The sequence below is a fragment of the Bacteroidota bacterium genome, from assembly GCA_030706745.1.
In the GTDB taxonomy this organism is placed as follows: domain Bacteria; phylum Bacteroidota; class Ignavibacteria; order Palsa-1295; family Palsa-1295; genus PALSA-1295.
The window spans coordinates 1-21680 of sequence record JAUZNX010000023.1; the positions used below are offsets into that span (position 1 = coordinate 1).

The following is a 21680-nucleotide window of genomic DNA, read 5'->3' on the forward strand; positions in this document are numbered from 1 at the left end:
AAAGCCCATGGTCTTACAGATGGCCGTCGCTCGAAAACTCATACATCTCCTCTATGCGATGGAAAAGCATCAACGGGCATATGACCCTAAATATCAAAAATCACAACGGAACGGAGGAACGAACTAATACGGTATCTCCGGCACTGGATCGTCTTCATCCCCCGCGAAGCGGCCGCCCAAATCTCAATCAGCGAAGCAGCACAACCGGCACCGACTCCACCCGCCCGTTCATCCGGACGAGGCACTCATACATCCCGCCTGGCGCGGCCATCTTGGCCGCGTCCCACACGAAGCTGTGCTCCCCCGCCGCCAGCTCACCCGAGAATATCCGCGCGACCTCCACACCCAGCAGGTTCACGACCGATACATCCGCATAACCGCTGGTCTCCGGCGTGAAGGAGATGGTGGTGGATGAGTTGAAGGGATTGGGGTAAACAGTGGCTTTAGCCTGCGTGGTGGTGCGTTGTGGTTCGCTCACAGCGCTCGTGCCGATCATTTCAGAAAGCGGTCGGCGCCAAACGTCGCCCCAAAATCCGTCATAGTAAGTCCCTGCAAAGAGATTCGTGCCACTCACCGCAAGGGCTTGGACATCAAGGTTTCCCAAGCCAGTATTAACTGCCGTCCAGCTTGTGCCGTTGTTCGTCGAGAGAAATACGCCGCTGCCGGAAGACCCTGCAAAGAGATTCGTGCCGCTCACCGCAAGGGCAGGGACCTCAGTGTTTGTCAAGCCAGTATTAACTGCCCTCCAGGTTGTGCTGTTGCCGCCCAAGAGAAATACGCCGTTCAAAGTCCCTGCCAAGAGATTCGTGCCGCTCACAGCAAGGGCTGGGATATCAGTGTCTGTCAAGCCAGTAGTAATCTCCGTCCAGCTTGTGCCGTCGTTCGTCGAGAGAAATACGCCGCTGCCCCAAACACCTGCAAAGAGATTCGTGTCCTGACCATCGGTGGTAACCTTCACCGCAAGGGCATGGACAGCAGCGCTTGTCAAGCCAGTATTAACCGCTGTCCAGCTTGTGCCGTTGTTCGTCGAGAGAAATACGCCGCCGCTGCCGTGAGAGTAGTCTTTCTGAGTCCCTGCAAAGAGATTCGTGCCGCTCACAGCAAGGCTCCAGACAATAGTGTCTGTCAAGTCAGTATTAACCGCCGTCCAGCTTGTGCCGTCGTTCGTCGAGAGAAATACGCCGCTGTTGTAAGTCCCTGCAAAGAGATTCGTGCCGCTCACCGCAAGGGCTAGGACAACAGTATCTGTCAAGCCAGTATTAACCGCCGTCCAGCTTGTGCCATTGTTCGTCGAGAGAAATACGCCGCGAGCAGTCCCTGCAAAGAGATTCGACCCGTTTGTTGCGAGACACAAAACGGAACGGCCACTCGGCCCAGTCGTCTCCAACCACTGCGCCGGCAAAGTACCGGCACTTGCTACCGTCAACGTGGCGAAGATAAAGAAACCGATGAGTCGCTTGGGAAGCATGATGCCATTGAAAGAGAGAGGCGAAAGGGATAGTGCCCGGCCGCGGAGGGCAAAACGGAGTGCCAGGAGCCTAACTGTGTGCCGGGAAGCGCTGCTTTCCGGTGCCCTAAATAATGTTATATTTGCACGCACCAACTGCTCTAATCCTATGGCAACCAAAACGATCAAACAAACCCGCACCTTCAACGCATCCGCGAAAGACCTGTACGAGACGCTGATGGACTCGCGCAAGCACGCGAAGATGACTGGCGCGCCGGCACAGATCTCGACTAAAGTCGGCGGTGCGTTCAGCGTCCATGACGGCTATGCCACTGGCACGAACCTGGAGCTCAAGCCGAATAAGAAGATCGTCCAGTCCTGGCATGCATCCGACTGGCCCGAGGGACATGACTCACGCGTGACATTCGCGTTCGCTCCGGCCGGCAAAGGTAAGACGAAGCTGACATTCACCCACTCCGGCGTCCCTGAGGATCAAGTAGCAGACCTCAAGCAAGGGTGGATCGACTACTATTGGACGCCACTGGCGGCTCTGTTCGAGAAGGCCAATTAATTTCAGCGAATGCAGACGTTCTCGTAGTTTCCGTAGTCGCCCGTACCACGCTTCCAGACGATGAGCTGTAGCCGGTAGAGTCCGGATTCGACCGGCGGCATGTTCAGTTGGATATATTGCACACCGGGCGGCATCGCGCCAATGCTACAAAGGCGCGCGGCCCTGTGGTGTGGAGTGATATAGAGATCGGCTTGAATGGAATCGACCGATTCCCCCAGGTTCAGCAAGAGTGTCGTGTGACCGGTCGTTGGATCCGGATATGTCGGGAGTATCCGTAACGCGGGATCTCCGCCACTTGGGTCAACGGGACCATCCACCGTGCCCTCTGGAAAGGGAGAACTCTCTGTTGTAAAATAGAAACCACGGTACCGCTTGTGAAAATCATTGGTGTCGAAGAGCGCCGTGGATGCGAGCAGCCTCTTGCCCTGCTTGTTCCAAATGGTGAGCTGATATGCTGGACGCTGGGTGATGAGCCGATCGTCGATTTGCAGATAGTCGAAGGGAGCGTGTATGGTGGTATCGATGCGCGTGCTTTGGAATGTAGTAATCCCATAGGACTGCCCCGGCGCAAGCGTGCCAAGATTGGGTGATACGCCAGAATCCGGTAAGCCTGCCACGGTCGTGACAAATGTATCCTTCCCACCAATGGATTGCATAACACCAAATTTCCATGTCGCAGTCAGGTCGAGACTCACGTTCGAGTCGTTTCTGATCGTCGCGTACGGGTGAAACTCGAAGTCGATGAGACCGGGCGACGGCCAAAATTTCGTCTTTGTCGTGTCCCAAACTGGAAACGAGACACCGCCCGCAATGACCTCGGCGTACCCATTGCTTTCCATATCACGAACAAATATAACGGACCCTGTCGCTATTGTAGGCGGTTGTGTCCCGCTATTGCAGCCAGCAACAAGGAACGTGAAGACCGCCAACAGCGTAACCCATAATCGAATCATGTCTGGAGAACGTCATGATTCGGCAAAAACATTCGCCTATTTCGCGGCTGCAAATTGCGCGAGGTAGCTCTCAAGCGCGGCTTTGACTTCGGGACGGACACGAGCAACATCATGGATATTCGCGAGCGCGAATACGGGCAGGCCAGTCTCCTTCTCGAAGCTTTCCGTTGCGGTCGCAGAGGAATCTCCGACCGGCTCGGCTCGATCGAACGCGATAATAAGACCGACCGGCTCAGCGCCGGCGGCACGCAGCTTCTCGATTGCTTCCATCTTGGTCCCGCCAGTCGTCATGACATCATCGACGATCACGACTTTATCACCCGGATTGAGCACGCCCAAGAATGCGCTCACATCGCCATGCGTCTTCGCCTCCTTGCGGTCGCTGACGGCGCGCATACTCGATCTCGCGGTCCCATTCAATGCAATCGCCGTGGCGACTGATATCGGAATGCCTTTATATGCCGATCCAAAGATAACGGTCGCATCGGCGAAAGCCGGTTCGCTTTGGAGCTTGCGAGCGTATAGCTCACCCATTTTCGCGAGTTGCGCGGCGGAGCAGAGCGAGCCGGTATTGAAGAAGTAAGGCGATTTGCGACCGCTCTTCAGCGCAAAGTCGCCAAACTTAAGGACATTCTCCTTCAGAAAAAAATCGATTGCTTCTTGTTCGAGGGTCATGAGGATAGTTCGTTATTCGGATTCCAGTTCGTCGAGAGCAGCATCGAGTTCGCTTGCCGCATGAAGATCGCGAGCGGCGCGAGCTTTCGCAATGCCATCACGATATACCAGGCCTGCCTGCTCGTTCTGGCCCAACTCGCGGTAATAACTTCCGAGCATGTAGTAGGTCGGAATGTAGTTCGCGTCGAGCGAACGCAGTTCTTCGAGCGTCCGAATTGCTTCCGCGAAGTTCTTCTCTTTCGCGTATTCCAACCCAATCGCATAGCGGGTAAAGCTATCGTTCGGGTCCTGCTTGAGAAACTGCTGAAGTGCGGCGAGGCGGGTCACGTTAATGACAAATGACGAATAGCAAATGACAAATTGAGCACGCACTCATTAGTGGCAGTCTGAATTTCATTCGTGATTCGTCATTGATAATTAGAAAAAGGTCTGCCATCTGTAAGCCGAATTCTGTCTATTCGCGCACGATTGCTCATGCAACGAAGAGGCAACCATTACTCTGTGCGACCTACCCGGAATCCAACGCTCTGGCTAATGCCTCGGCATTATCGCGGGCCGCGATCGTCATTGCTGACGGATCCCATACGTGGTCTTGCTCCGCGCGAGGTTTATCGTGACCCCGAAGATTACTCTCCGGGCGGTGGTCTCTTACACCGCCGTTTCACCCTTACTCGGCAGGCCGGCAAGCCGGCCAACCAAGCGGTTTGCTTTTCTGTGACACTACGCTGTGAGCGGTTTGTCGCTTGCGCTTTGTACCCGCTCCCCGGGCTTGATTCCGAAGAATCTCGACCGGCACGCTGCCCACGCTATGAGCGATCATGATCGCTCATAGCTTCGGAGTTCGGACTTTCCTCTCCATCCGAAGATAGAGCGGTTGCCCGATGGCAGACCCTTCATTCAATTACTCGTCGCCTTCTTCGCCTTCGACTTCATACGTCACAGGCTGCGGCTCGCCATCGATCGCAATGGCAATCGGTTCACCGACGACAATGCGACCACAATACTCGCAGACGGTATGCTTTTCTGCTTTTTTCAGTTCGAGCGCCAGTTGCCGCGGGATGGCATTGAAGCATCCGCCGCATACACCATTCTTAATTGCAACCACCGCGATTCCGGCTTTGGCTGGCCGGACGCGATTGTAAATCGTCAGATGGAATGACTGGATTTGCTTGACAAGTCCTTCGCGACGTGCAAGTAACTGCTTCTCCTCTTCCTCGGTATCCGCGAGAACTTCGGAGAGTGCGGTCTCGGCTTCCTGGAGCTCCCGCTGCATGTCGGAAAGGTCCTGCGCCATCTGCTGCTCATCGGTGCGAAGCTGTTCGAGCTCGATACCCATCCGTCCGATATTCTCGACGTTGCCGTGCAGCCGGCGCTGGCCATCCTCGAGTTGAAACGTAATCGCGTCATATTCACGCGTCGTCTTCACATCGAATTGCTGCGCTTTGTAGCGCTCGACCTTCTCGCGAAGATCGACCGTCTCGTCGGAGAGTTGCTTCGAGCGGACATCGAGATCCGCGATGTCCATGCGGACCTGCGCGAGCTGGTCCACTTGCTCATCGAGCGTTCGCCGCATCTCCTGGACGCGCTCCGGAAGCTCGCCCCGACTCTCGACTAATTCGTCCAGTTTGCTGTCGACTCGTTGTAATTCGTAAAGATGCAGTAAGGATTGATTCACATTGTCTCCAAAAACGTTGAGGGCACTGCCGCCGGAGGCCGCTCACGAATGATAATATCGCACGCTGTTCGGCTGCGCCTGCGCCGCTAACAAGCGAGATGCCGGAATTTCTCCATGCAAATTTACGATGGTTATGGCTCGGGTTGCGGCTCGGACCATCCCGAGCGTAACAAACCTTTCGGTCTCCGCGTGTCCGGCATCGATGAGAAGAATACCATCGTGGTCCGCCAGATAAAAATCATGATAGCGAATATCCGCGGTGATAAAGGCGTCAGCGCCCGCTTTCCGCGCGTCCGAATAATATTCCATGCCGGCTCCGCCGAGCATCGCAACCGTGCGGACTTGGGCCGGACCGCCTCGATTGAACCGTAAGCCGTGCGCCCCAAATGTCTGTTCCGTCAGTATTAATAGCGCCCCACGATTCATCTTTTCGATCAAAATCCCGAGGGCCCCCATGCCAGTCCCTGCGGGTAAACCCTCGCGCATGAGTGGGGAGAGCGTCCGAATCTCCTTTAGCCCGAGTGCTTCGGCCATCAGCCGGCTGGTGCCGAATTCCGGGTGGGTGTCGAAGGCCGTGTGCTGGACGTAGAGTGCTATATCGGACTTGATCAACGCGCGGATGAGCATTCCGGTACGCGTTGCGTCTGTGACGGCAGGAATCGTCGGGAAGATCAAAGGGTGAAACGCGACAATCAGGTTCGCATCCCGCTCCCGCGCGTCGGCAATTACTTCTGAAGTCACCTCATAGGCGAAGAGCACGCCGGTAAGTTCAGTCCCCGCCGCCAGCCCGACCTGCAAACCGATGGCATCCCGCTCGTAGCCTGCTGCCGAAAGTGGGACGACGTGTTCGAGCGCATGGAGGAATTCGGGAATGAGCATGGGTACAAAAATACGATGGGCGATTATTCTCGACGAAGAATCGTAAGAGCCCCCAATCTGCCAAGGCGGACATCGGCCCTGAATCGCTTAACTCCGTTGTTCTGAGTATGAAGAGGTGAAACTCTCCGAGTCAATTAGGGAAAGATGCGATAAATATCCTTCCGATTGGCGAAACGGCCAAGCGTAATTGTATCTCCATCAAGAAAGAACCCAATGCGATACTCACCAACACGTATTCGAAAAGCGTTCTTCGACCCCTTCATTTTGATAACATCCCCAATCTCATCCACTCGAGTGGCAGCTCGCATTCGATCAATAGCCGATTGGATACTGATCTTTAAACATTTGTCCTGAATGTCTCGCAGGTCCTTGGCGAATCGTGTGCTAAAAATTAGCTTCACGAGGCAAGTATTTTCCGGATTTCTTCTTCGGGCACCGTGTCGTTCGGGTCAACCTCAGACATCAGCAGCAACATGCCGATGTCCTCTTTTTCCTCATCGCTCAACACCCTTGAACGAAGATGAGAAGTGGCAAGGAATTGAGCGAGTTGTTGCTGCTCGGCAGGGTTTTGGGGGGTTATTACATAGCTCTGCATAGATTTTGCAACGCGCCGCCGCTCTGCTTCGTGCCACGCTCCCGCAACCCGCACGCACGAAGCCTCAGGCGGCCCGCCGCCGCAGGCTTCCCCTCATGGTAAGGCCGGGCAGATGGTGGACACTATTCGTCCTCATCTTCCTCGAATTTCTCTGCATAATCATCGACTATTGATCCATTCATATGCTCCAAGTGAGGTAGGGAATCCATCTCTTCAACAGCTGAATAGGGTAAGAACGAGCAAGATCTGTAGAGAGGCCGATGCTCTAGTAGAGAAAATGTAGGTCTGAGTATCTCTTGACGAACCTTATCGCGTCTTTCGTTCGGCGCAGCAATGTGGAGACGAATGTCCATGTTCGGCTGCAATGCAAGCAAGTCGGCCATCCGAAGAAGTCCAGAGTAAATCGCAGTCGTGTGCTCGACTTCGAACGCTCGTGCCATTGAGCGTCCCTTCATCCAAATTACGTCTATTTGTTCAATTGTTCTTAGAGTCAAGTCATCATAATTGAGGGGTAGACATTCAAGAAATGCGCCGTACTTGTTCCTTGCAACGAGTGCGAGAACATTTTGGCGATCGTTGCGCGGTACCCAAATACGGAATCCCATTTTAGCGCCTATGTCAGCGAGCTTTGCTTGAATTTGGTAAGAAGGGCGAGGCTCAATGCCGGCATTGCTGGAGACAGCGGCCGGTGCAACATCGGGCTGTTCTTCGGGGACATTGACGACCACCTCGCCATCCTCGGTTTTGATTCGATGGCCGACAATCGGGGGGTACTTAATGACTGCATATAGCCAATGGCAGAACATGTCAAATAGGTCAGAGGATCGGGCATCGCTCGAACTTAGGGCGAGGATTGTGCTAGAGACAGACTCGACGAGAGAATGCTCCGTCCTGTTCGCCTCTGAGTAAATTGGGAGCGTGGAGAATTTGAATGTGGCCCCCGTAAAATAGTTTACAGCGCGCCTACTTTTGTTGTTTAAAATAAACAACTTGTCCGGATTCAAAGCGTTCAATATTGGCGTCAGAAGACCCGCTTGGAAGCCCCTAGAAAGTGGCAGGCTAGCGAAGGCTTTAACCTCGTTTTCGAGGATTTCCGGTCTGTTCGTTGTATTAACAACAAAAGCTAGAATCTCCTTCGAAACCTGCGGCCAGTCAGTCGCATTAGTCCAACCCACGGCGGTGTTACCAGTCATTATAGGCTGACACAATTACCTCCACACCGATCCGATACGGATATTCTAACGGGCCAGCCGGTAATCAAGGAACGCGACTATCGGTCGAGTTTATTCTTAAGCTGTTCTCGCATGGCTGGAGCGAGGAGCAAGTCCTTCGCAACTACGTCCATTTGACCCCCAAGTTGTGTCAATGTGTCTTCTCGGATGCCGCGAAAGGTCTAGTACCCGAGAACTTCTTACCACTCGCCCTTATGTAGCGTGCACTGCCCGCAACGCAATAAAGAACCCGCTCTCGCATGCGAGCGCGGGTTCATCTCAAAAAGCCCTTAGCGACGCCCCTTCATCATCGCTCAGGGCAAGCTCTTCCTTCCCGTATGTTAAGCACCGCAATTTCAAATCCCCAAAGCACGATGCAAAAAGGGACACGCCACCGGCGTGTCCCTTAACTAAATCAGTGAAATCAGACGATGATCAGCGCAATCCCGGTCCCGGATCGGCCTTGCTGAAGACCTTCTTCTTGCGCGGAGCGCGAATCGGCCGTTTGCGCGTGGGCGCTTTGACCGGCTTCTCCTCTTCGACGACATCCGGATACGTGTAGATGTCGTACTTGTAGTTGCGAAGCACCCAAGTCTTCTCGTCGTGACTGACAACATAGTTCGGCAGCATCGGTATCTTGCCGCCGCCGCCGGGTGCGTCGATTACGAAGTATGGAATTGCCAAGCCGGAAGTCCAGCCTCGGAGCTTATCCATGATCTCGAGTCCCACTTTAACTGGTGTCCGGAAGTGATTGGCGCCCTTGGTGATATCGGCCTGGTAAATATAGTAAGGCCGGACGCGCATCGCTAATAGCTTTTGCATCAACTCCATCACAACTTCGGCATTATCGTTGACGCCCTTCATCAGCACCATTTGGTTGCCGACCGGGCAACCGGCATCGGCCAGCATTTCGCAAGCCTGCTTTGCCTCCGGCGTGCATTCCCACGGATGGTTGAAGTGGGTGTTGACGTAAATTGGATGATACTTCTTGATCATGTCGCAAAGCTGCGGTGTGACGCGCTGCGGCAACACGCATGGCACCTTGGTCCCAAGCCGGATGATCTGGACGTGCGGAATTTCGCGCAGACCTTTCAGCACCTTCTCGAGCATGAAGTCCGTGAGCGTAAGCGGATCGCCGCCGGAAAGGATCACGTCTCGGACTTCCGGGTGCGCGGCGATATAATCCAGCCCTTGCTGGATATACTTCATCGAGATCTTAGACGAATCGCCGACTTTGCGCTTGCGGGTGCAGAAGCGGCAATACATCGAGCACTGGCTCGTGACAAGAAACAGCACGCGGTCCGGATAGCGGTGCGTGATCGAGGGAACGGGCGACATGGCGTCCTCGCCGAGCGGATCTTCCGGCGCATCGATATCGGAGAGTTCAATCTCATCTGGTACACATTGGAGCCAGATGGGATCGCCCTTATGCCGAATGAGCGAAAGATAATACGGATTGACTCGCGTCTGGAAGAAGTCGTTGAGCTTCTCGGCAACTTCGGGCTTGATTCCGAATTGTGCGACGATTTCCTCTTTTGATTCTACCGACTTGCGGAGTAGCTCCTGCCAATATTCCATTTGATGTTGATGATGCGAGCCATTGTGTCCGGCATCCCGGCGCACACGACTCGTGTGATGATGTTATTTACATCACGCTGCATAATTCGCGGCTATGATGTGCCCTCGATGTTTCGATCGGAGCCGATTGCAATATAAGCAATCGATGCTCGATTTCCAAATCGTGGACTCGAAAACCTATTCGCGTGAAGATCAAGTAGGGGGTTAATGGCATTAACCCGTTCACGGTTCGGGCTAATGCCATTAGCCCCTACGCATCTACAATTCTCTCACACTCTCTTCCCAAAAATTATCAAATCGTCGCCCGGCTTGTAATAGTCCGGAATGCGTGCGAGCGCCTGGTATCCCTGCTTCGTGTAGAAGCCTCGGGTCCGCTCGTAGCCAGGTTGGCTGCTCGTCTCTGCGATGAGCCAATAGCCCTTGCGCTCTCGCACGAAGCGGACCGCATACTCGTCCAGCTTCTGTGCAATCCCCTGGCCCTGAAAATCCGGATGGGCGGCGATCCAGTACATATCGTATGTGCCAGTGGTGGCCGGTGTGGGGCCGAGCAACAAGAATCCCGCAATGCGACGTGTCTCGTTATCGGTTTCTACTTCTGCGACAGAAGCGAAGTAGTCTTCCTGTTCGGGTTTGGTCGTCACGATGTCAATGAGCTCTCGAGCGATCTCGATTTCGGCGTCCGAAAAATTCTTCGTTCGCTGGAGGAGAGCGATCACTTCCTCCGTGTCCTGTTTTCGCAAATCACGTATCATTGTTTCAAGCGGATGATCAATCATCGGTATGGATCACCACGGTACGTGAGTCGTTGCTTCTGCACTGGCGATTGATTTTGAAATCGTCGCGCCTAACGCTTGCTACTTTTTGAACGTTCGCGAATCGTCCGTCTTTCTCGCGATCGCTAAGTCCAAGATTTCATTTATCGTGCCATCATACGTTCGTCCGCTTGCCCGAGCCGCGCGCATGAAGCCGGCATCCTCGCTGATGTCCGGATTCGGATTGGCCTCGAGCACGAAGATCCGGTCGCTCGCATCGAGCCGCATATCGACGCGGCCATAATCCCGGAGGCCTACGGCCGCCGCCGCGGCGAGTGCAATTCGTCGCGCGGCCGCTTCAACTGAGGCTGGCAATCGCGCTGGACATTCCGGTACCGTCGTGTGATAGACCGGAGACTCTTCGACCCATTTCGCTTCGTAGCTGACGATGTGTGGCATGCCTGGCGGCATTTTATCGAATGTGATCTCGGAGATCGGGAGCGTCTCCAACATTCCGTCCGGGCCGCCGATGACGGCAACATTTAACTCCCTACCGTCAATAAATTCTTCGGCGAGCGCCGGCTGTTCGAACTCGTTCAAAATGAAACGAACGCGGGCCATCAGCGCGGTCTCGTTCTCGACGATCGCATTGGAATCGATCCCGATCGAAGCATCTTCCTGCGCCGGTTTGACAATAACCGGGAATGCGAGGCCGCCAGCAAATTGGTCGCCCTCCGAAAACAACTGGTGCTTCGGAGTCGGAATCTCACGAGATTCGAAGATGGACTTCGCCAGGGCCTTATCAAGCGCAATCCCCAATGCCAGAGCTGGCGAGCCGGTGTACTCTGTTCCGAACAGTTCGTACAATGCCGCAACGTTCATCTCCAATCGCGATTGCCCCATGATCGATTCGCAACAGTTGAAAATCGCGTCCGGCCGCTCGCTCCTGAGAAACTCGCACAACCGGCCGGGATCATCGTCCGCGCTGAAGATCGAGACCTCGTGGCCACGTCCACTGAGTGCCGCAGCAATCGAATGCATTTGCTGCACGACGCCATGCTCGCTGGCGTCGACAAAATCGGCCGAGGGCGGGCGATAATCCGGATCCGACCGCCGAAGCCAGTGATCCTCCGCCGCTGTATTCCGCGGTTCGTTGTATATGACGGCTATTTTCATCAATTACGAATTACAGACGATGAACTACGAATGGACGAATCTTTCAATTCGTAATTCGCTATTCGTCATTCGTAATCTTATGCAAATTTGGGTTCAAATTGAAATGGAATGCCGTACCGCTCGCAGCCAGATTTCAAAACGGAAAGGAGCATGGACTCATAGGTTAGCCCTGCGGCGCGTGCGGCTTTCGGGAAGCATGAGTTCTCCTCAGGATTCGGTAGAATGCCCGGCAATGGATTAACTTCAATCACATTCACGCGGCCACGTGCATCCAATCGGACATCGATCCTCGACCAATCACGGCAGTCGAGCACCTCGTACGTCCGAAGTACGACATTCTCAATCTCATTGCGAAGCCGGTCACTGGTGTCCGCAGGGCAGGTAAAAATGTGAAGTGGATTCGTCGCGACATCATAAACCCACTTTGCTTCATAGGAATAGATTCGGTTCGCCTCTTCCGGCAGTTCACCAAAATTGATCTCGACAATCGGCAGCACACGTGCATTTGGTCCGTTGCCGATGACGGCAACCGTAAACTCCCGACCTGGAAGGAATTCCTCGATGATCGCCGGTTGCGAGTATTCCGTCGCGATCCGCTCGATCTCCCGGTTCATCGCATCCAAACTCGTGACGAACGAAGAATTTCGGATTCCCTTCGAGCTTCCTTCGCTGATCGGCTTGACTATGAACGGGAAGTCGGAGCCCGGCAGCACCCCTCGGATCGATTCGATCGCGCGGCCGCTTGTGACAAAGCGCGCGACGGGTACCCCGTGATAGGAAAGCACCTCCTTCGTCCGAGCTTTATCCAGCGCGGTCGCGAGTGCCAGCGGTCCTGACCCAGTGTACGGAATGTCGAGCATCTCGAGCAGCGCGGGAAATTGTGCTTCGCGTGCCGCGCCGACAAATCCCTCGGCCAGATTAAAAACAATATCCAGATCTTTGATCAGAAGTCGATCGATCGCCCGGTCGGGCACCGCTTCGATTACTTCGCATTCCACATCAGGATGCGACACGAGCGCCTTGCGGACCGCCTCGATTGTTTCGGGGGAATCCCACTCGGCATAAAGATCGTCGAGCGTCGTCCGCGCTCGCTCGGTCAGCCGCTCGCTCGCTCGCGTCTTCTGGCGCGCACCCGCATCGGTGCCAGGCAATTTGCTGCCGGGGGCTTTGCTATCAGAGTTGCTGCCAGGTGCACGCGTACTCGTCCGAACGGGATACCGCGTTCGGAGTTGTTCGATCTGGCGTTCTGGGGTCGGCTTGATGTTCGCTAAGAGTCCTACTCGCATAAGGTCGAATGTTCTGATTCTATGGCGACTTACTCTGTATTCAATTCACAAATAAACGAATCCGAAGTCGAAAGTCAAGAGTTTAATACGCAATGTGGAAAACTCTCGCGATTGTTTACAACTTAGTTCGGTTGACAATCGGTTAGTGAATACTCCGTAATCTATTAGCATGACCATTCGCACTCGCTTCCTCATCGCATCGCTCGCCATTCTGTTCAGCACGCAGAGCTCGCAAGCACAAGTTCACTTCAATGCCGCGGAGCGCCGGATCATTACGCTCACCGATGAACGACGCAATGCTGATTCGCTACTGCAATATCTTGCGTCACCAGAAACACGCGTCGCCTGGCGAGCGGCGATCGGGCTGGCAAACATTGGCGATACTGCCGTGCGGCCAGCCCTGATTGAACACTACGCCACAGAAGTCCGCGACAGTGTGGCCGATGCCGAAGCTTTCGCACTTGGCATGCTCGGACCAAACCAGAGCGCTTGCGAAGTGATCTTACGTGGCATCATCGATCATCCATCGGCTATCCGCCTGACCGCACTCGCGCGAACTGCTCCCGACAATTTCACGAATACCGTCGTTAAAGTCTCGGCAATGCTCGTCGAGCAAAAGAAACTTCAGGACCGCGATCATGCCGATGCCTTGCTTCGGCTCGCGCTTCGTAAGATCACATCCCAGCGGATGATGGATGATGCCGAACTCCTCTCCTCTGCCGCCGATCCCGAGGCGCGATGGAGGGCAGCCTGCATTTTCGCCCGTGTGGGCGATTCTCTTAATATCTCACATCGGCTCGATATTCTCAAGGATCTTCTGATCGATCAAGGCACTCCATATGCCAGAATGTTCGCAGCGACGGCGCTTGGCCGCGCGCATAATCCTTCGACCGACACTCTTCTGACGCGGGCCTATCGCGGCGAGGAGGACTGGAGAGTCCGCATCAATATTCTGAATGCACTCGCCAAATCACCGACGCTCGATTCTTCAATCTTCGATATTCTCCAAACGGCAACATCCGCAGCGACGGTAGATGATCCGAAATCGATCCACGTTGGCGTAACGGCACAGCAAACGCTCGGCAGCTTTATCGCCGCCGGCCACCTGACCCATGCCGACTCCGCCAAGCTGCGCGATTATCTCGATGCGTTCAATGGCACGGACGGACGCAATGAAGGAATCGCCCCGATTGTCGCAGCGACCGCCACCATCTCTGCCGCGCGACTTCAAACACCGACCCTCAAGACCGCGCTCGACAATTATTTTCAATCCACGGATCCATACGTCCGTGAAATAGCCGTTCGAGCCGCCGGGATGACATCCGATACCGTGAATTTCTATAATCTCCTTGCGAGCATGCCGGCTGTTACGGCTCTGGAGGAGGTTCCTCGGCTTGAAGCGCTCGACTCGATGTGGCGGCGCGCTACGCGGGGCCCAAATCCCGACACGGCATTTCGTGCGGCGCTCGAACGCACGCATGCCGCCAACGTCTATCGCACCATGCTGATGCGCGTGAGTGATGTCGTGTATGATCCTGCCGTCGCTACACTCGCACTCGCGCATTTGCAGGATTCTACGATCGTAGTCGATACTTTCCGCACGCAGGCGCAGGATTATGTCCGCAAATATCTCCGCGCATTTGCGGATCGGCAATTCCGCGACGAGTTGCTCGCGGCGGTCAGCGCAGAAGCGTGGTTTCGGGATCCCTCTGCCGAAGTGCCTGCCCTCCTTCGAACAGACTATGATTCCGCGCGACAGTGGCATGATGTTGAACTGATGGACTCGATCAAATCTGCACTGCAAGCAATTGGCGAAAACACGACGAGGCTCAAGTCACCGTTGCCAATCATCAGCAATATTGACTGGACATATCTCGAAAGTCTACCCGACAAAATGTTATTTGGCCTTGAGCGCGGCGCGATCCAACTGAGGCTCCATACCTTCGAAACGCCGCTCACCGTGCTGAACATGGCACGTCTTGCCAAGCAGCAATTCTTCCCTGGCCAACGATTTCATCGCGTGGTCCCAAACTTCGTCGTACAGTCTGGCGACCCTACGGGCACCGGATACGGCGGCCCAGACTATGCAATTCGCACGGAGATCACGCCAACGAGCTATGACCGCGAAGGCATGGTCGGCATGGCATCCAGCGGCAAGGATACCGAAGGTTCGCAGTGGTTTATCACCGAGTGCCCTACACCGCACTTGGATGGACACTACACCCTTTGGGGAGACGTCGTGGGTGGCCTGAATGAAGTAATGAAGCTTCAGGTTGGCGATAAAATCACATCATCGCTGACGTTCCACTAAACGTCAGTGATCGATCGACTTTTTTTCAAGATATTTCCCTCACCAAATCGGGCCGCACTCGTGAGCCCTATGCCGCGTGCTTTGGCTTCAGGTGGTGCTCGATCTTATGGAGCGCGGAGAGGACGCCACCTTCGTAGTCCGCTTGCAAGAAATGGGAGCCGAGCTCGTGCGCAACATCCTTCCATGCTTCGGGATGGACGCGTGAGTGGACCCCGGCATCGCCGCAGACATAAAACCTTTTCTCGTGATAGAGGATGAAGATCAGAATGCCAGCGTGATCTTTGGACGTGTGAAGCCCCAGCATGGCGAATTCTTTTTCGGCTAAGTCTTTGATGGAGAGATCGGCTTCGCCGGCATCGCGCAGGTCACGAACTGAAATGCGAATGTCCGCGCCAGTAGTATGTTCAACATCGGCAATGCGCTGCGCAATGCGCTCGAGGACATCTTTGCTAAACGCGTCGTTGGCGTGGGTAGGGTGTTCCATTGCGGAAAGTATGAGTTATGAACTATGAATCTTGAATCGGTTCGCAAGTCCCACTATTTCATATTTCATACTTCATATTTCATATTTTCCTATGTCATCACCTGCGTGTTCAGCGCAATCTCTTCGAGGATGGCGCTGACATGGAGACAACCCATGAGATCGCCATCGAACACAATCGCCTGACCGGTGGCATGGACGCGCCACGCAATAGCTTCCCCTTCATCGACAGAACAGCCGAGTGCCTTGGCGAGCTGCATGCCGACTTCGTCGAAGCTGTGATAGCTGTCGTTGTAAAGCAAAACCCGCGCAGCGAGTCCTTGCTCGATTTCGGAATCTTCAAGAAATCCGATTTCAGGCGTGGTGAGCGAAGTGGCCTTTGGTGGGGTCACGTTCGAGGAAAACTTGAGCGGCCAGAGTTTGGAAGCGAGATCGCGTAGCATGATCAGTTCAGTCTCAGGCAAATATAACACATAAATAGACGAAAAGTCACTACTTAAGTTCGAAAAGCTGCTCGATTTCTGGCCGCGAAACGGCTTCGATCCTCCGGATTTCCGGTGCTTCGTGCAGAATGGCACGTTCGATCCCGGCCCGGAGCGTCATCGACGCCATCGAGCAGGTACGGCAGGCACCCACGAGGCAGACTTCGACGACTGCATGTTCGAAATCGATTCGGACGAGCTCGACACTGCCGCCATCGACGTGCAAGTATGGCTTGACATGGTCGAGTGCTCGGCGAATGCGTAGTTCGAGATCTTCCGGCATCGCTCCGATTGTCAGATTTCGATTTGAACCGGGGCGTGCTCCGGAGCATAGGCCAGGATCGAGACTTGCCGGGCCAGCTCGCACGCAATATCGGCGAAAGCTTTCCCCGCAGTCGAGTCCGGTGAAGTCGCCACGATCGGATGGCCGGTATCCGAGCCGATACGAACTTCCGTCGTCAGCGGAAGTTCGCCCAAGAATGGTACCCCGAAATTTTTCGCGGCGGTGCGTCCGCCGCCATGTGCGAAGATCTCTTCGCGCTCGCCACAATGCGAGCAGACGAAATAACTCATGTTCTCGACGATTCCAAGCACCGGCACATGGACTTTCTCGAACATCCGAATACCCTTTGTGGCATCGGCAAGCGCAATGTCCTGCGGTGTCGTTACAATGAGAGCGCCCGAGAGCGAAATGGATTGCACGAGCGTCAGTTGGATGTCACCAGTGCCAGGTGGAAGGTCGAACAGCAGGTAATCCAGCTCCCCCCAATCGACATCGGTCATGAATTGCTTGAGCGCGCCGCTTGCCATCGGTCCACGCCAGACCACTGCGGTATCCGGATCGACCAAAAATCCGATGGACATGATCTTGATACCTTCAGCCTCCAGCGGGACCATCATGACTTTGTTCTCGGAAACCTGCCGCGCGGCGGGTTTGGCATTCTGCAGACCGAACATTAGGGGAATGCTAGGGCCATAAATATCGGCATCGAGCAACCCGACGCGAGCACCATCGCGGGCGAGTTGCACCGCAAGGTTTGCGGCGACCGTCGATTTGCCAACGCCTCCCTTACCGGATGCGATTGCGATTGTATTCTTAACTCCGCTGAGAATTTCACCGGCGGAACGGAGCTGGGATTGGGGCACGCGAGCCGTCATCTTAATTTCGACATTGCCGGCGCCGGCGATGCTTTCAACTGCCTCGCGAGCCTCTCGCTCGAGTTCGCCTTTGATTGGACACGAGGGAGTCGTAAGTTCAAACGTGAAGCCAACTTTGCTTCCTTTGATGACAACATCCTTGATCATTCCGAGTGAGACGACATCCCGGTGTATGTCAGGATCCACAACGGAGCTTAAAGCATGAAGAATGTCGGATTCAGTCACAGGAGTAGCGGAGGATTTGGAAAAAAGGCCCATAGAATCGGCAAAATGTTCAGCGCGCGCGAAAAACGAGGCGCTACGGGTATAAGTTCGGAGCTATCGCCGAACGTAAATATAATAGATTCCAATTATGGTATCCGATCGATACCAATCTGCCAGGAGTTCAGAGAGGCCCGGAATCTCGAGCATCAGGCCACGGGTCGAGACCTGCCCTTCGATGAAATTTTGAATGACATAATACTTCGGACGTACCTCTTTGAGCCGTTGAATGTATTCGCCAAACCATTCGCGCTGGTAGTCCGTAACGGTGCCATCAGCTTTCCGCATGGTCAGGGGAAACGGCGTTGTAAATCGGGTTGCGGGCGGACGTTCGATCCGCCAACGAACAGCAGGCGTGAACGCCGCGACTTCAACCGGATCGTTCGGTGCAGTGTTTCGGCGAAGATAGTCTACAACATGGTCTTCTGTCAAATCCTCAGGTGCATTCCCGCGGGAATTCAACTCCAGTCCAGCCATGGCGGCGACCGGTTCCTGCCTGGGATGGTCGATAATCATTCGAAATGGGTACAGCAACACAAAAAGTAGAATTATACTTAGTGTGAGAATGACAGAGCCGGCCCGGCCAAAGCGAGACTTTGTTTCCCATATGATCGCGCCGAGCGCCGGCATGAAGCACGCAAATAGCGGGACCATATGATATCCGGCCAACCTTCGCATGGCTGCAATCTCAAGGACGATCGCAACAATAAGACCGATGAGGAATCTTCGCTCGGATTTGTCGCGCGGCGCTTCCTGAAAATGGCGGCCCGATTGCCGATGCCATAGAACCATTGCCGACCAACCCAGAAGCATCCCAGCGGCGACGACCCACCGCTTCGAAGCAGAAAATAGATTCGCTGCAGGAGAATAGATGTCGATGTTGAATCTGATTGTCGCTAAATATACCTCCCGAATTCCGCCGTGGATGAAGACATAAGGTGCAATGCAGAGCGCAACAACGACGAAAAAGCCAAACAACTCGTTGAGCAAGGCGGATCGGCCACGAGCATCGCGGAGAGTAAACAGCGTCAGAAATGGCAAAGGCAGCAAAATTGCAAATGTTGGGCGAATGCAGGTGGTGAGACCGATCAAAACGCCGGAGGCTGTCATCAGGATCTTCCACCTTCTGCCGGACTTGCTCCGGTATGCCAGGACGCAAGAACCGACGAATAGTACGATCGGAAGCAGTGCCAAACAATCCCGTTGGCCAACAAATTGGCCAGGTCCGTTTACATACATGATGGCATAGAAGAGACAACCCAGCAGCGATGACTCTTTGGCAAGCCAGAGACGAGAAACGTGATACATCGAAATCACAATCCCTATCTGGATTATGAGGTCCAACATGCGAAATCCAAGAATGGAATTGCCGAACAGTGCGATGGCAAGCGCATGGATTAGGACGATGCCCGGAAAGTTGCCGTCCCAACTTGCCAAGTATGGCAAACCATGACGAGCGTATAACTCCAGGCCCATGGACTGGTAAATATCTAAATCACTATGAAAGGGGTGGACAATCAGTGCAGGAAGAACGAGGGTACAAATCAGACAAAGCACGATTATTGCCTGGTTGTCGCGAGCCCATCGAAGAAAGACTGTCATAAATTCACGAGGGACCAAATCGAGAGTGGATCGAACACGCTCCTGAGGTAGGACTTGAACCTACGACCCTCTGATTAACAGTCAGATGCTCTAACCAACTGAGCTACTCAGGAAAATCTCTTTGCAAGGCGGCGTCAGAACGTGTCCGGGTAGGAGCGCGGTTCCGAACGATGCGGTAAAAATGAACCTCCATCCATTTGTGCCCGCTTAGCACCCGAATTGGCTGCGATCGAACTTGGCAGCTTCTCGAATGAGAGCTTTGATCGCCGGTCGCTCTGCATCCTCAATTGATGCAATGGGGATGTATCGCTTTGAAACAAGATCGCCCTGTAAGAGCCCGTTCGGATCCTTCAGCCATATGCCGTGAATGAAGTCCAGCCGGATATGCGCCCTTTTAATAACAATTTGGCAGACGGCTCCCTTAACCCGGCCACCAATCTCAGGTTGATGATACGAGAGCCCTCCCCAGAGGATCGACTCTTCCGCATTTGGTGCTGCACTTTGAATCGTCTCCCGCAAGGCATGGACGATTTTGCGCTTTGAAGCCGGAAGTTTGGACAAAAGTGATTTTAGGTCTGTTTCGGAAAGCGTTGGCATGGATACTGAAACGCAAGCTGTTGGAAAGATAGTTGTTTCAGGTGAATTCATCAAATTTCTAGCACCATGTTCGATATCACACCAGTTCATTGGCATCTTCTTGTCAATCACTTACCCGTCGAGGGCAGCATGGTCGCGCTCCTGCTCCTCATTTATGCCTTCATTCGGAACAACGCCGAGCTGAAGCGAGCAGCACTCATTGCGTGTGTCGTTACCGGAGCAGCGGCTTTCGCTGCAAATTTCACAGGAGATGATGCGGCCGATGTAGCCCGAGCGATCCCTGGAGTCGAACGTTCAGATATTAGGGCACACAACGAGTCGGCTGACTGGGCGTGCGATGCAGCATATCTCTTAGCAGGGGTCGCGGCCGTTGGACTCGTTCTGGCCTGGCGAAAGAAGAGTTCGCCGGATGCAACATCGGATGCACTCGCCTACGCTCGCCATCACAAAGAGCCGCCACCATTCATGATGATTGCGACATTAATCGTCGCCTTACTTACAGTGACAATCATGGCACGGACATCTTATCTCGGCGGCTCGATCCGTCATCCAGAGATTGAGGCGGGATTCAAACCGCCTCCCACGGTTGATACTTCAAAGGACGATTAGCAAAGCCACCGCATCGCCGGCAAGACTTGCACGAACAGCGTTTCGGCTTGATTGTCTGAAGGGACTCCATTCAATCAGCTACTTGGGAATTGCCTTCGTCAGGTTCACCGGGCCATCTGAAGTAACGAGGATATTATCCTCAATACGCACGCCGAGCTTGCCGATCCATGGCTCGATGCGTGCCCAATCAACGGCATCTTTGAACTTCGCTCGGCGCTCTTCGCTACGGAGCAAAACTCGATTGAAATAGAGACCGGGTTCGACGGTAACAATGTATCCGGCTTCCAGCGGTATATCCATGCGGAGCGTGATGCCGGCAACTTTCTTCTTCTCGCGGCCGGGCAGCGGACCGCCAGCATCGCGAACACCGAGTCCCACCATGTGACCGATCCCATGCGGGAAAAACATCGAGATAACCTCGGTCTCCAGTGCCTCATCGACTGAGCACTTGATGACGCCGTACTCGATGAGAGACTCCGCCATCAGTCGTGCCGAAAGGCCGTGAATATCGGTCCATTCGGCACCCACCTTACACGCTTCGATCGTCTCGATTTGCGCGCGAAGAACTGCATCATAGATGAATTGTTGATCTGCGTCGAACTTCCCATTAGCAGGGTAAGTGCGAGTAACATCTGCCGTATATCCATCCACTGCCCCACCGGCATCAATCACGATGACATCGCCGTCCTGGAACTTGCGAGTGCCGGGCTCCGAGTGAAGAACAGTTGAATTCGGCCCCGACCCGACGATGGTACCGTAACCGGTGCGGTCCGCACCGGCATGATACATTGCAGACTCGATATCGATCTGCACTTCGCGCTCGGTTGCGCCAATCTTGATCTTTGCGCGGCCTGCCGCATGACCCACGGCGGTTGCCGTTGCCGCACGCTGCATCAGGGCTATCTCGCTGGCATCCTTGGGACGCCGTGCATGCGTGATTGCTTCTCGCAAATCCTTGTCAGCCTCGGCGTCCTTCGGGACACCCAGCCACTTGACCGCGCGCCCACTACGCTCCTTCAGCCACTCATCTAATTCGGTGACCGGCCTGCCGATTGGCGATTCGCTTCCGCCCCAGACCTGCTCGCTCTCGCTGAGCGCCGGCTCGAATAGCGTCCAGCCTCCGTTACGCTCGAAGGCTAGCACACCGCCCTCGCGGTGACGGCCCGTGAGCCAGAAATATTCCGGATGAGGTTGAAATTGAAACGTCTGGTCCGCACCGCCAGGGACCGAGATCGGCATCCCCGCGCCAATGAGGATAATGTCGTTCGATGTGCCAAAGGCGGCGGCGGCACGTTTGCGACGAAGCTCAAGATCCATAATGCTTATAGCCATGCGGATGGAGGCAACAGGAAGAAAGTTTTAGAGGTTGCAACAACCTTCA

General features: G+C 54.5%; 23 protein-coding genes, 1 tRNA gene and 1 other RNA gene. 4 read left to right on the forward strand and 21 right to left on the reverse strand.

Annotated elements, in window-relative coordinates:
* Window positions 1–187: 187 nt before the first annotated feature.
* Complete coding sequence (locus Q8902_15620; protein ID MDP4200986.1) at window positions 188–1468, reverse strand: hypothetical protein; 1281 nt, start codon at window positions 1466–1468, stop codon at window positions 188–190.
* Window positions 1469–1616: 148 nt separating this feature from the next.
* Here Q8902_15620 and Q8902_15625 point away from each other — a divergent pair, with 148 nt between their 5' ends.
* A complete protein-coding gene (locus tag Q8902_15625) occupies window positions 1617–2018 on the forward strand; it encodes an SRPBCC family protein (GenBank protein ID MDP4200987.1) in 402 nt (133 codons plus the stop codon).
* A gap of 2 nt (window positions 2019–2020) precedes the next feature.
* Here Q8902_15625 and Q8902_15630 read toward each other — a convergent pair whose 3' ends face one another.
* From Q8902_15630 to Q8902_15665, 8 genes are all read right to left on the reverse strand, one after another.
* Entirely contained in the window at window positions 2021–2971 is a 951-nt protein-coding gene (locus tag Q8902_15630) for a hypothetical protein (GenBank protein ID MDP4200988.1), read from the reverse strand.
* A gap of 36 nt (window positions 2972–3007) precedes the next feature.
* Window positions 3008–3646, reverse strand: a complete 639-nt coding sequence (gene pyrE, locus Q8902_15635; protein MDP4200989.1) for an orotate phosphoribosyltransferase — start codon at window positions 3644–3646, stop codon at window positions 3008–3010.
* 12 nt (window positions 3647–3658) lie between these two features.
* Entirely contained in the window at window positions 3659–3973 is a 315-nt protein-coding gene (locus tag Q8902_15640) for a tetratricopeptide repeat protein (GenBank protein MDP4200990.1), read from the reverse strand.
* A 96-nt stretch (window positions 3974–4069) separates the two neighbouring features.
* Window positions 4070–4536: RNase P RNA component class A (rnpB, locus tag Q8902_15645), an RNA gene on the reverse strand.
* A gap of 11 nt (window positions 4537–4547) precedes the next feature.
* Entirely contained in the window at window positions 4548–5321 is a 774-nt protein-coding gene (locus Q8902_15650; protein MDP4200991.1) for a C4-type zinc ribbon domain-containing protein, read from the reverse strand.
* A 42-nt stretch (window positions 5322–5363) separates the two neighbouring features.
* Window positions 5364–6200, reverse strand: a complete 837-nt coding sequence (locus Q8902_15655; protein ID MDP4200992.1) for a Nif3-like dinuclear metal center hexameric protein — start codon at window positions 6198–6200, stop codon at window positions 5364–5366.
* A 397-nt stretch (window positions 6201–6597) separates the two neighbouring features.
* On the reverse strand, window positions 6598–6795 hold the full coding sequence (locus Q8902_15660; protein MDP4200993.1) for a hypothetical protein: 198 nt from the start codon (window positions 6793–6795) through the stop codon (window positions 6598–6600).
* Between the two features lie 122 nt (window positions 6796–6917).
* Complete coding sequence (locus Q8902_15665; GenBank protein MDP4200994.1) at window positions 6918–7988, reverse strand: hypothetical protein; 1071 nt, start codon at window positions 7986–7988, stop codon at window positions 6918–6920.
* Between the two features lie 101 nt (window positions 7989–8089).
* Here Q8902_15665 and Q8902_15670 point away from each other — a divergent pair, with 101 nt between their 5' ends.
* The gene (locus tag Q8902_15670; GenBank protein MDP4200995.1) at window positions 8090–8227 is read left to right on the forward strand and encodes a hypothetical protein; all 138 of its coding nucleotides are present in this window, start codon (window positions 8090–8092) and stop codon (window positions 8225–8227) included.
* A gap of 214 nt (window positions 8228–8441) precedes the next feature.
* On the opposite strand, the gene Q8902_15675 is transcribed toward Q8902_15670, so the two are convergent.
* The 4 genes from Q8902_15675 to Q8902_15690 all read right to left on the reverse strand — a co-directional run bounded on the left by Q8902_15675 (window position 8442) and on the right by Q8902_15690 (window position 12798).
* A complete protein-coding gene (locus Q8902_15675) occupies window positions 8442–9584 on the reverse strand; it encodes a KamA family radical SAM protein (protein MDP4200996.1) in 1143 nt (380 codons plus the stop codon).
* 269 nt (window positions 9585–9853) lie between these two features.
* Window positions 9854–10336, reverse strand: a complete 483-nt coding sequence (locus Q8902_15680; protein MDP4200997.1) for an N-acetyltransferase — start codon at window positions 10334–10336, stop codon at window positions 9854–9856.
* A 102-nt stretch (window positions 10337–10438) separates the two neighbouring features.
* The gene (locus tag Q8902_15685; protein MDP4200998.1) at window positions 10439–11512 is read right to left on the reverse strand and encodes a D-alanine--D-alanine ligase; all 1074 of its coding nucleotides are present in this window, start codon (window positions 11510–11512) and stop codon (window positions 10439–10441) included.
* Window positions 11513–11589: 77 nt separating this feature from the next.
* Window positions 11590–12798 carry an ATP-grasp domain-containing protein gene (locus Q8902_15690; GenBank protein ID MDP4200999.1) on the reverse strand — a complete coding sequence of 403 codons (1209 nt, stop codon included), beginning with the start codon at window positions 12796–12798 and terminating at the stop codon, window positions 11590–11592.
* Window positions 12799–12967: 169 nt separating this feature from the next.
* Between Q8902_15690 and Q8902_15695 the strand changes: the two genes are divergently transcribed.
* On the forward strand, window positions 12968–15109 hold the full coding sequence (locus Q8902_15695) for a peptidylprolyl isomerase (protein MDP4201000.1): 2142 nt from the start codon (window positions 12968–12970) through the stop codon (window positions 15107–15109).
* Between the two features lie 67 nt (window positions 15110–15176).
* On the opposite strand, the gene Q8902_15700 is transcribed toward Q8902_15695, so the two are convergent.
* The 7 genes from Q8902_15700 to Q8902_15730 form a co-directional block, all read right to left on the reverse strand.
* The gene (locus tag Q8902_15700) at window positions 15177–15593 is read right to left on the reverse strand and encodes a TPM domain-containing protein (GenBank protein MDP4201001.1); all 417 of its coding nucleotides are present in this window, start codon (window positions 15591–15593) and stop codon (window positions 15177–15179) included.
* Window positions 15594–15682: 89 nt separating this feature from the next.
* Complete coding sequence (locus Q8902_15705) at window positions 15683–16033, reverse strand: ATP-dependent Clp protease adaptor ClpS (GenBank protein ID MDP4201002.1); 351 nt, start codon at window positions 16031–16033, stop codon at window positions 15683–15685.
* Window positions 16034–16082: 49 nt separating this feature from the next.
* Window positions 16083–16355, reverse strand: a complete 273-nt coding sequence (locus Q8902_15710; GenBank protein MDP4201003.1) for a NifU family protein — start codon at window positions 16353–16355, stop codon at window positions 16083–16085.
* Window positions 16356–16366: 11 nt separating this feature from the next.
* On the reverse strand, window positions 16367–17488 hold the full coding sequence (apbC, locus tag Q8902_15715; protein MDP4201004.1) for an iron-sulfur cluster carrier protein ApbC: 1122 nt from the start codon (window positions 17486–17488) through the stop codon (window positions 16367–16369).
* Between the two features lie 60 nt (window positions 17489–17548).
* On the reverse strand, window positions 17549–19093 hold the full coding sequence (locus Q8902_15720) for a glycosyltransferase family 39 protein (GenBank protein MDP4201005.1): 1545 nt from the start codon (window positions 19091–19093) through the stop codon (window positions 17549–17551).
* Window positions 19094–19132: 39 nt separating this feature from the next.
* Window positions 19133–19206 (reverse strand) — tRNA-Asn (locus Q8902_15725).
* Window positions 19207–19300: 94 nt separating this feature from the next.
* On the reverse strand, window positions 19301–19780 hold the full coding sequence (locus Q8902_15730) for a DUF1801 domain-containing protein (protein MDP4201006.1): 480 nt from the start codon (window positions 19778–19780) through the stop codon (window positions 19301–19303).
* On the opposite strand from Q8902_15730, the gene Q8902_15735 reads away from it, so the two are divergent.
* On the forward strand, window positions 19757–20299 hold the full coding sequence (locus tag Q8902_15735) for a hypothetical protein (GenBank protein ID MDP4201007.1): 543 nt from the start codon (window positions 19757–19759) through the stop codon (window positions 20297–20299). The genes Q8902_15730 and Q8902_15735 overlap by 24 nt on opposite strands.
* A 78-nt stretch (window positions 20300–20377) precedes the next feature.
* Here Q8902_15735 and Q8902_15740 read toward each other — a convergent pair whose 3' ends face one another.
* The gene (locus Q8902_15740) at window positions 20378–21631 is read right to left on the reverse strand and encodes an aminopeptidase P family protein (protein MDP4201008.1); all 1254 of its coding nucleotides are present in this window, start codon (window positions 21629–21631) and stop codon (window positions 20378–20380) included.
* Window positions 21632–21680 lie beyond the last annotated feature (49 nt).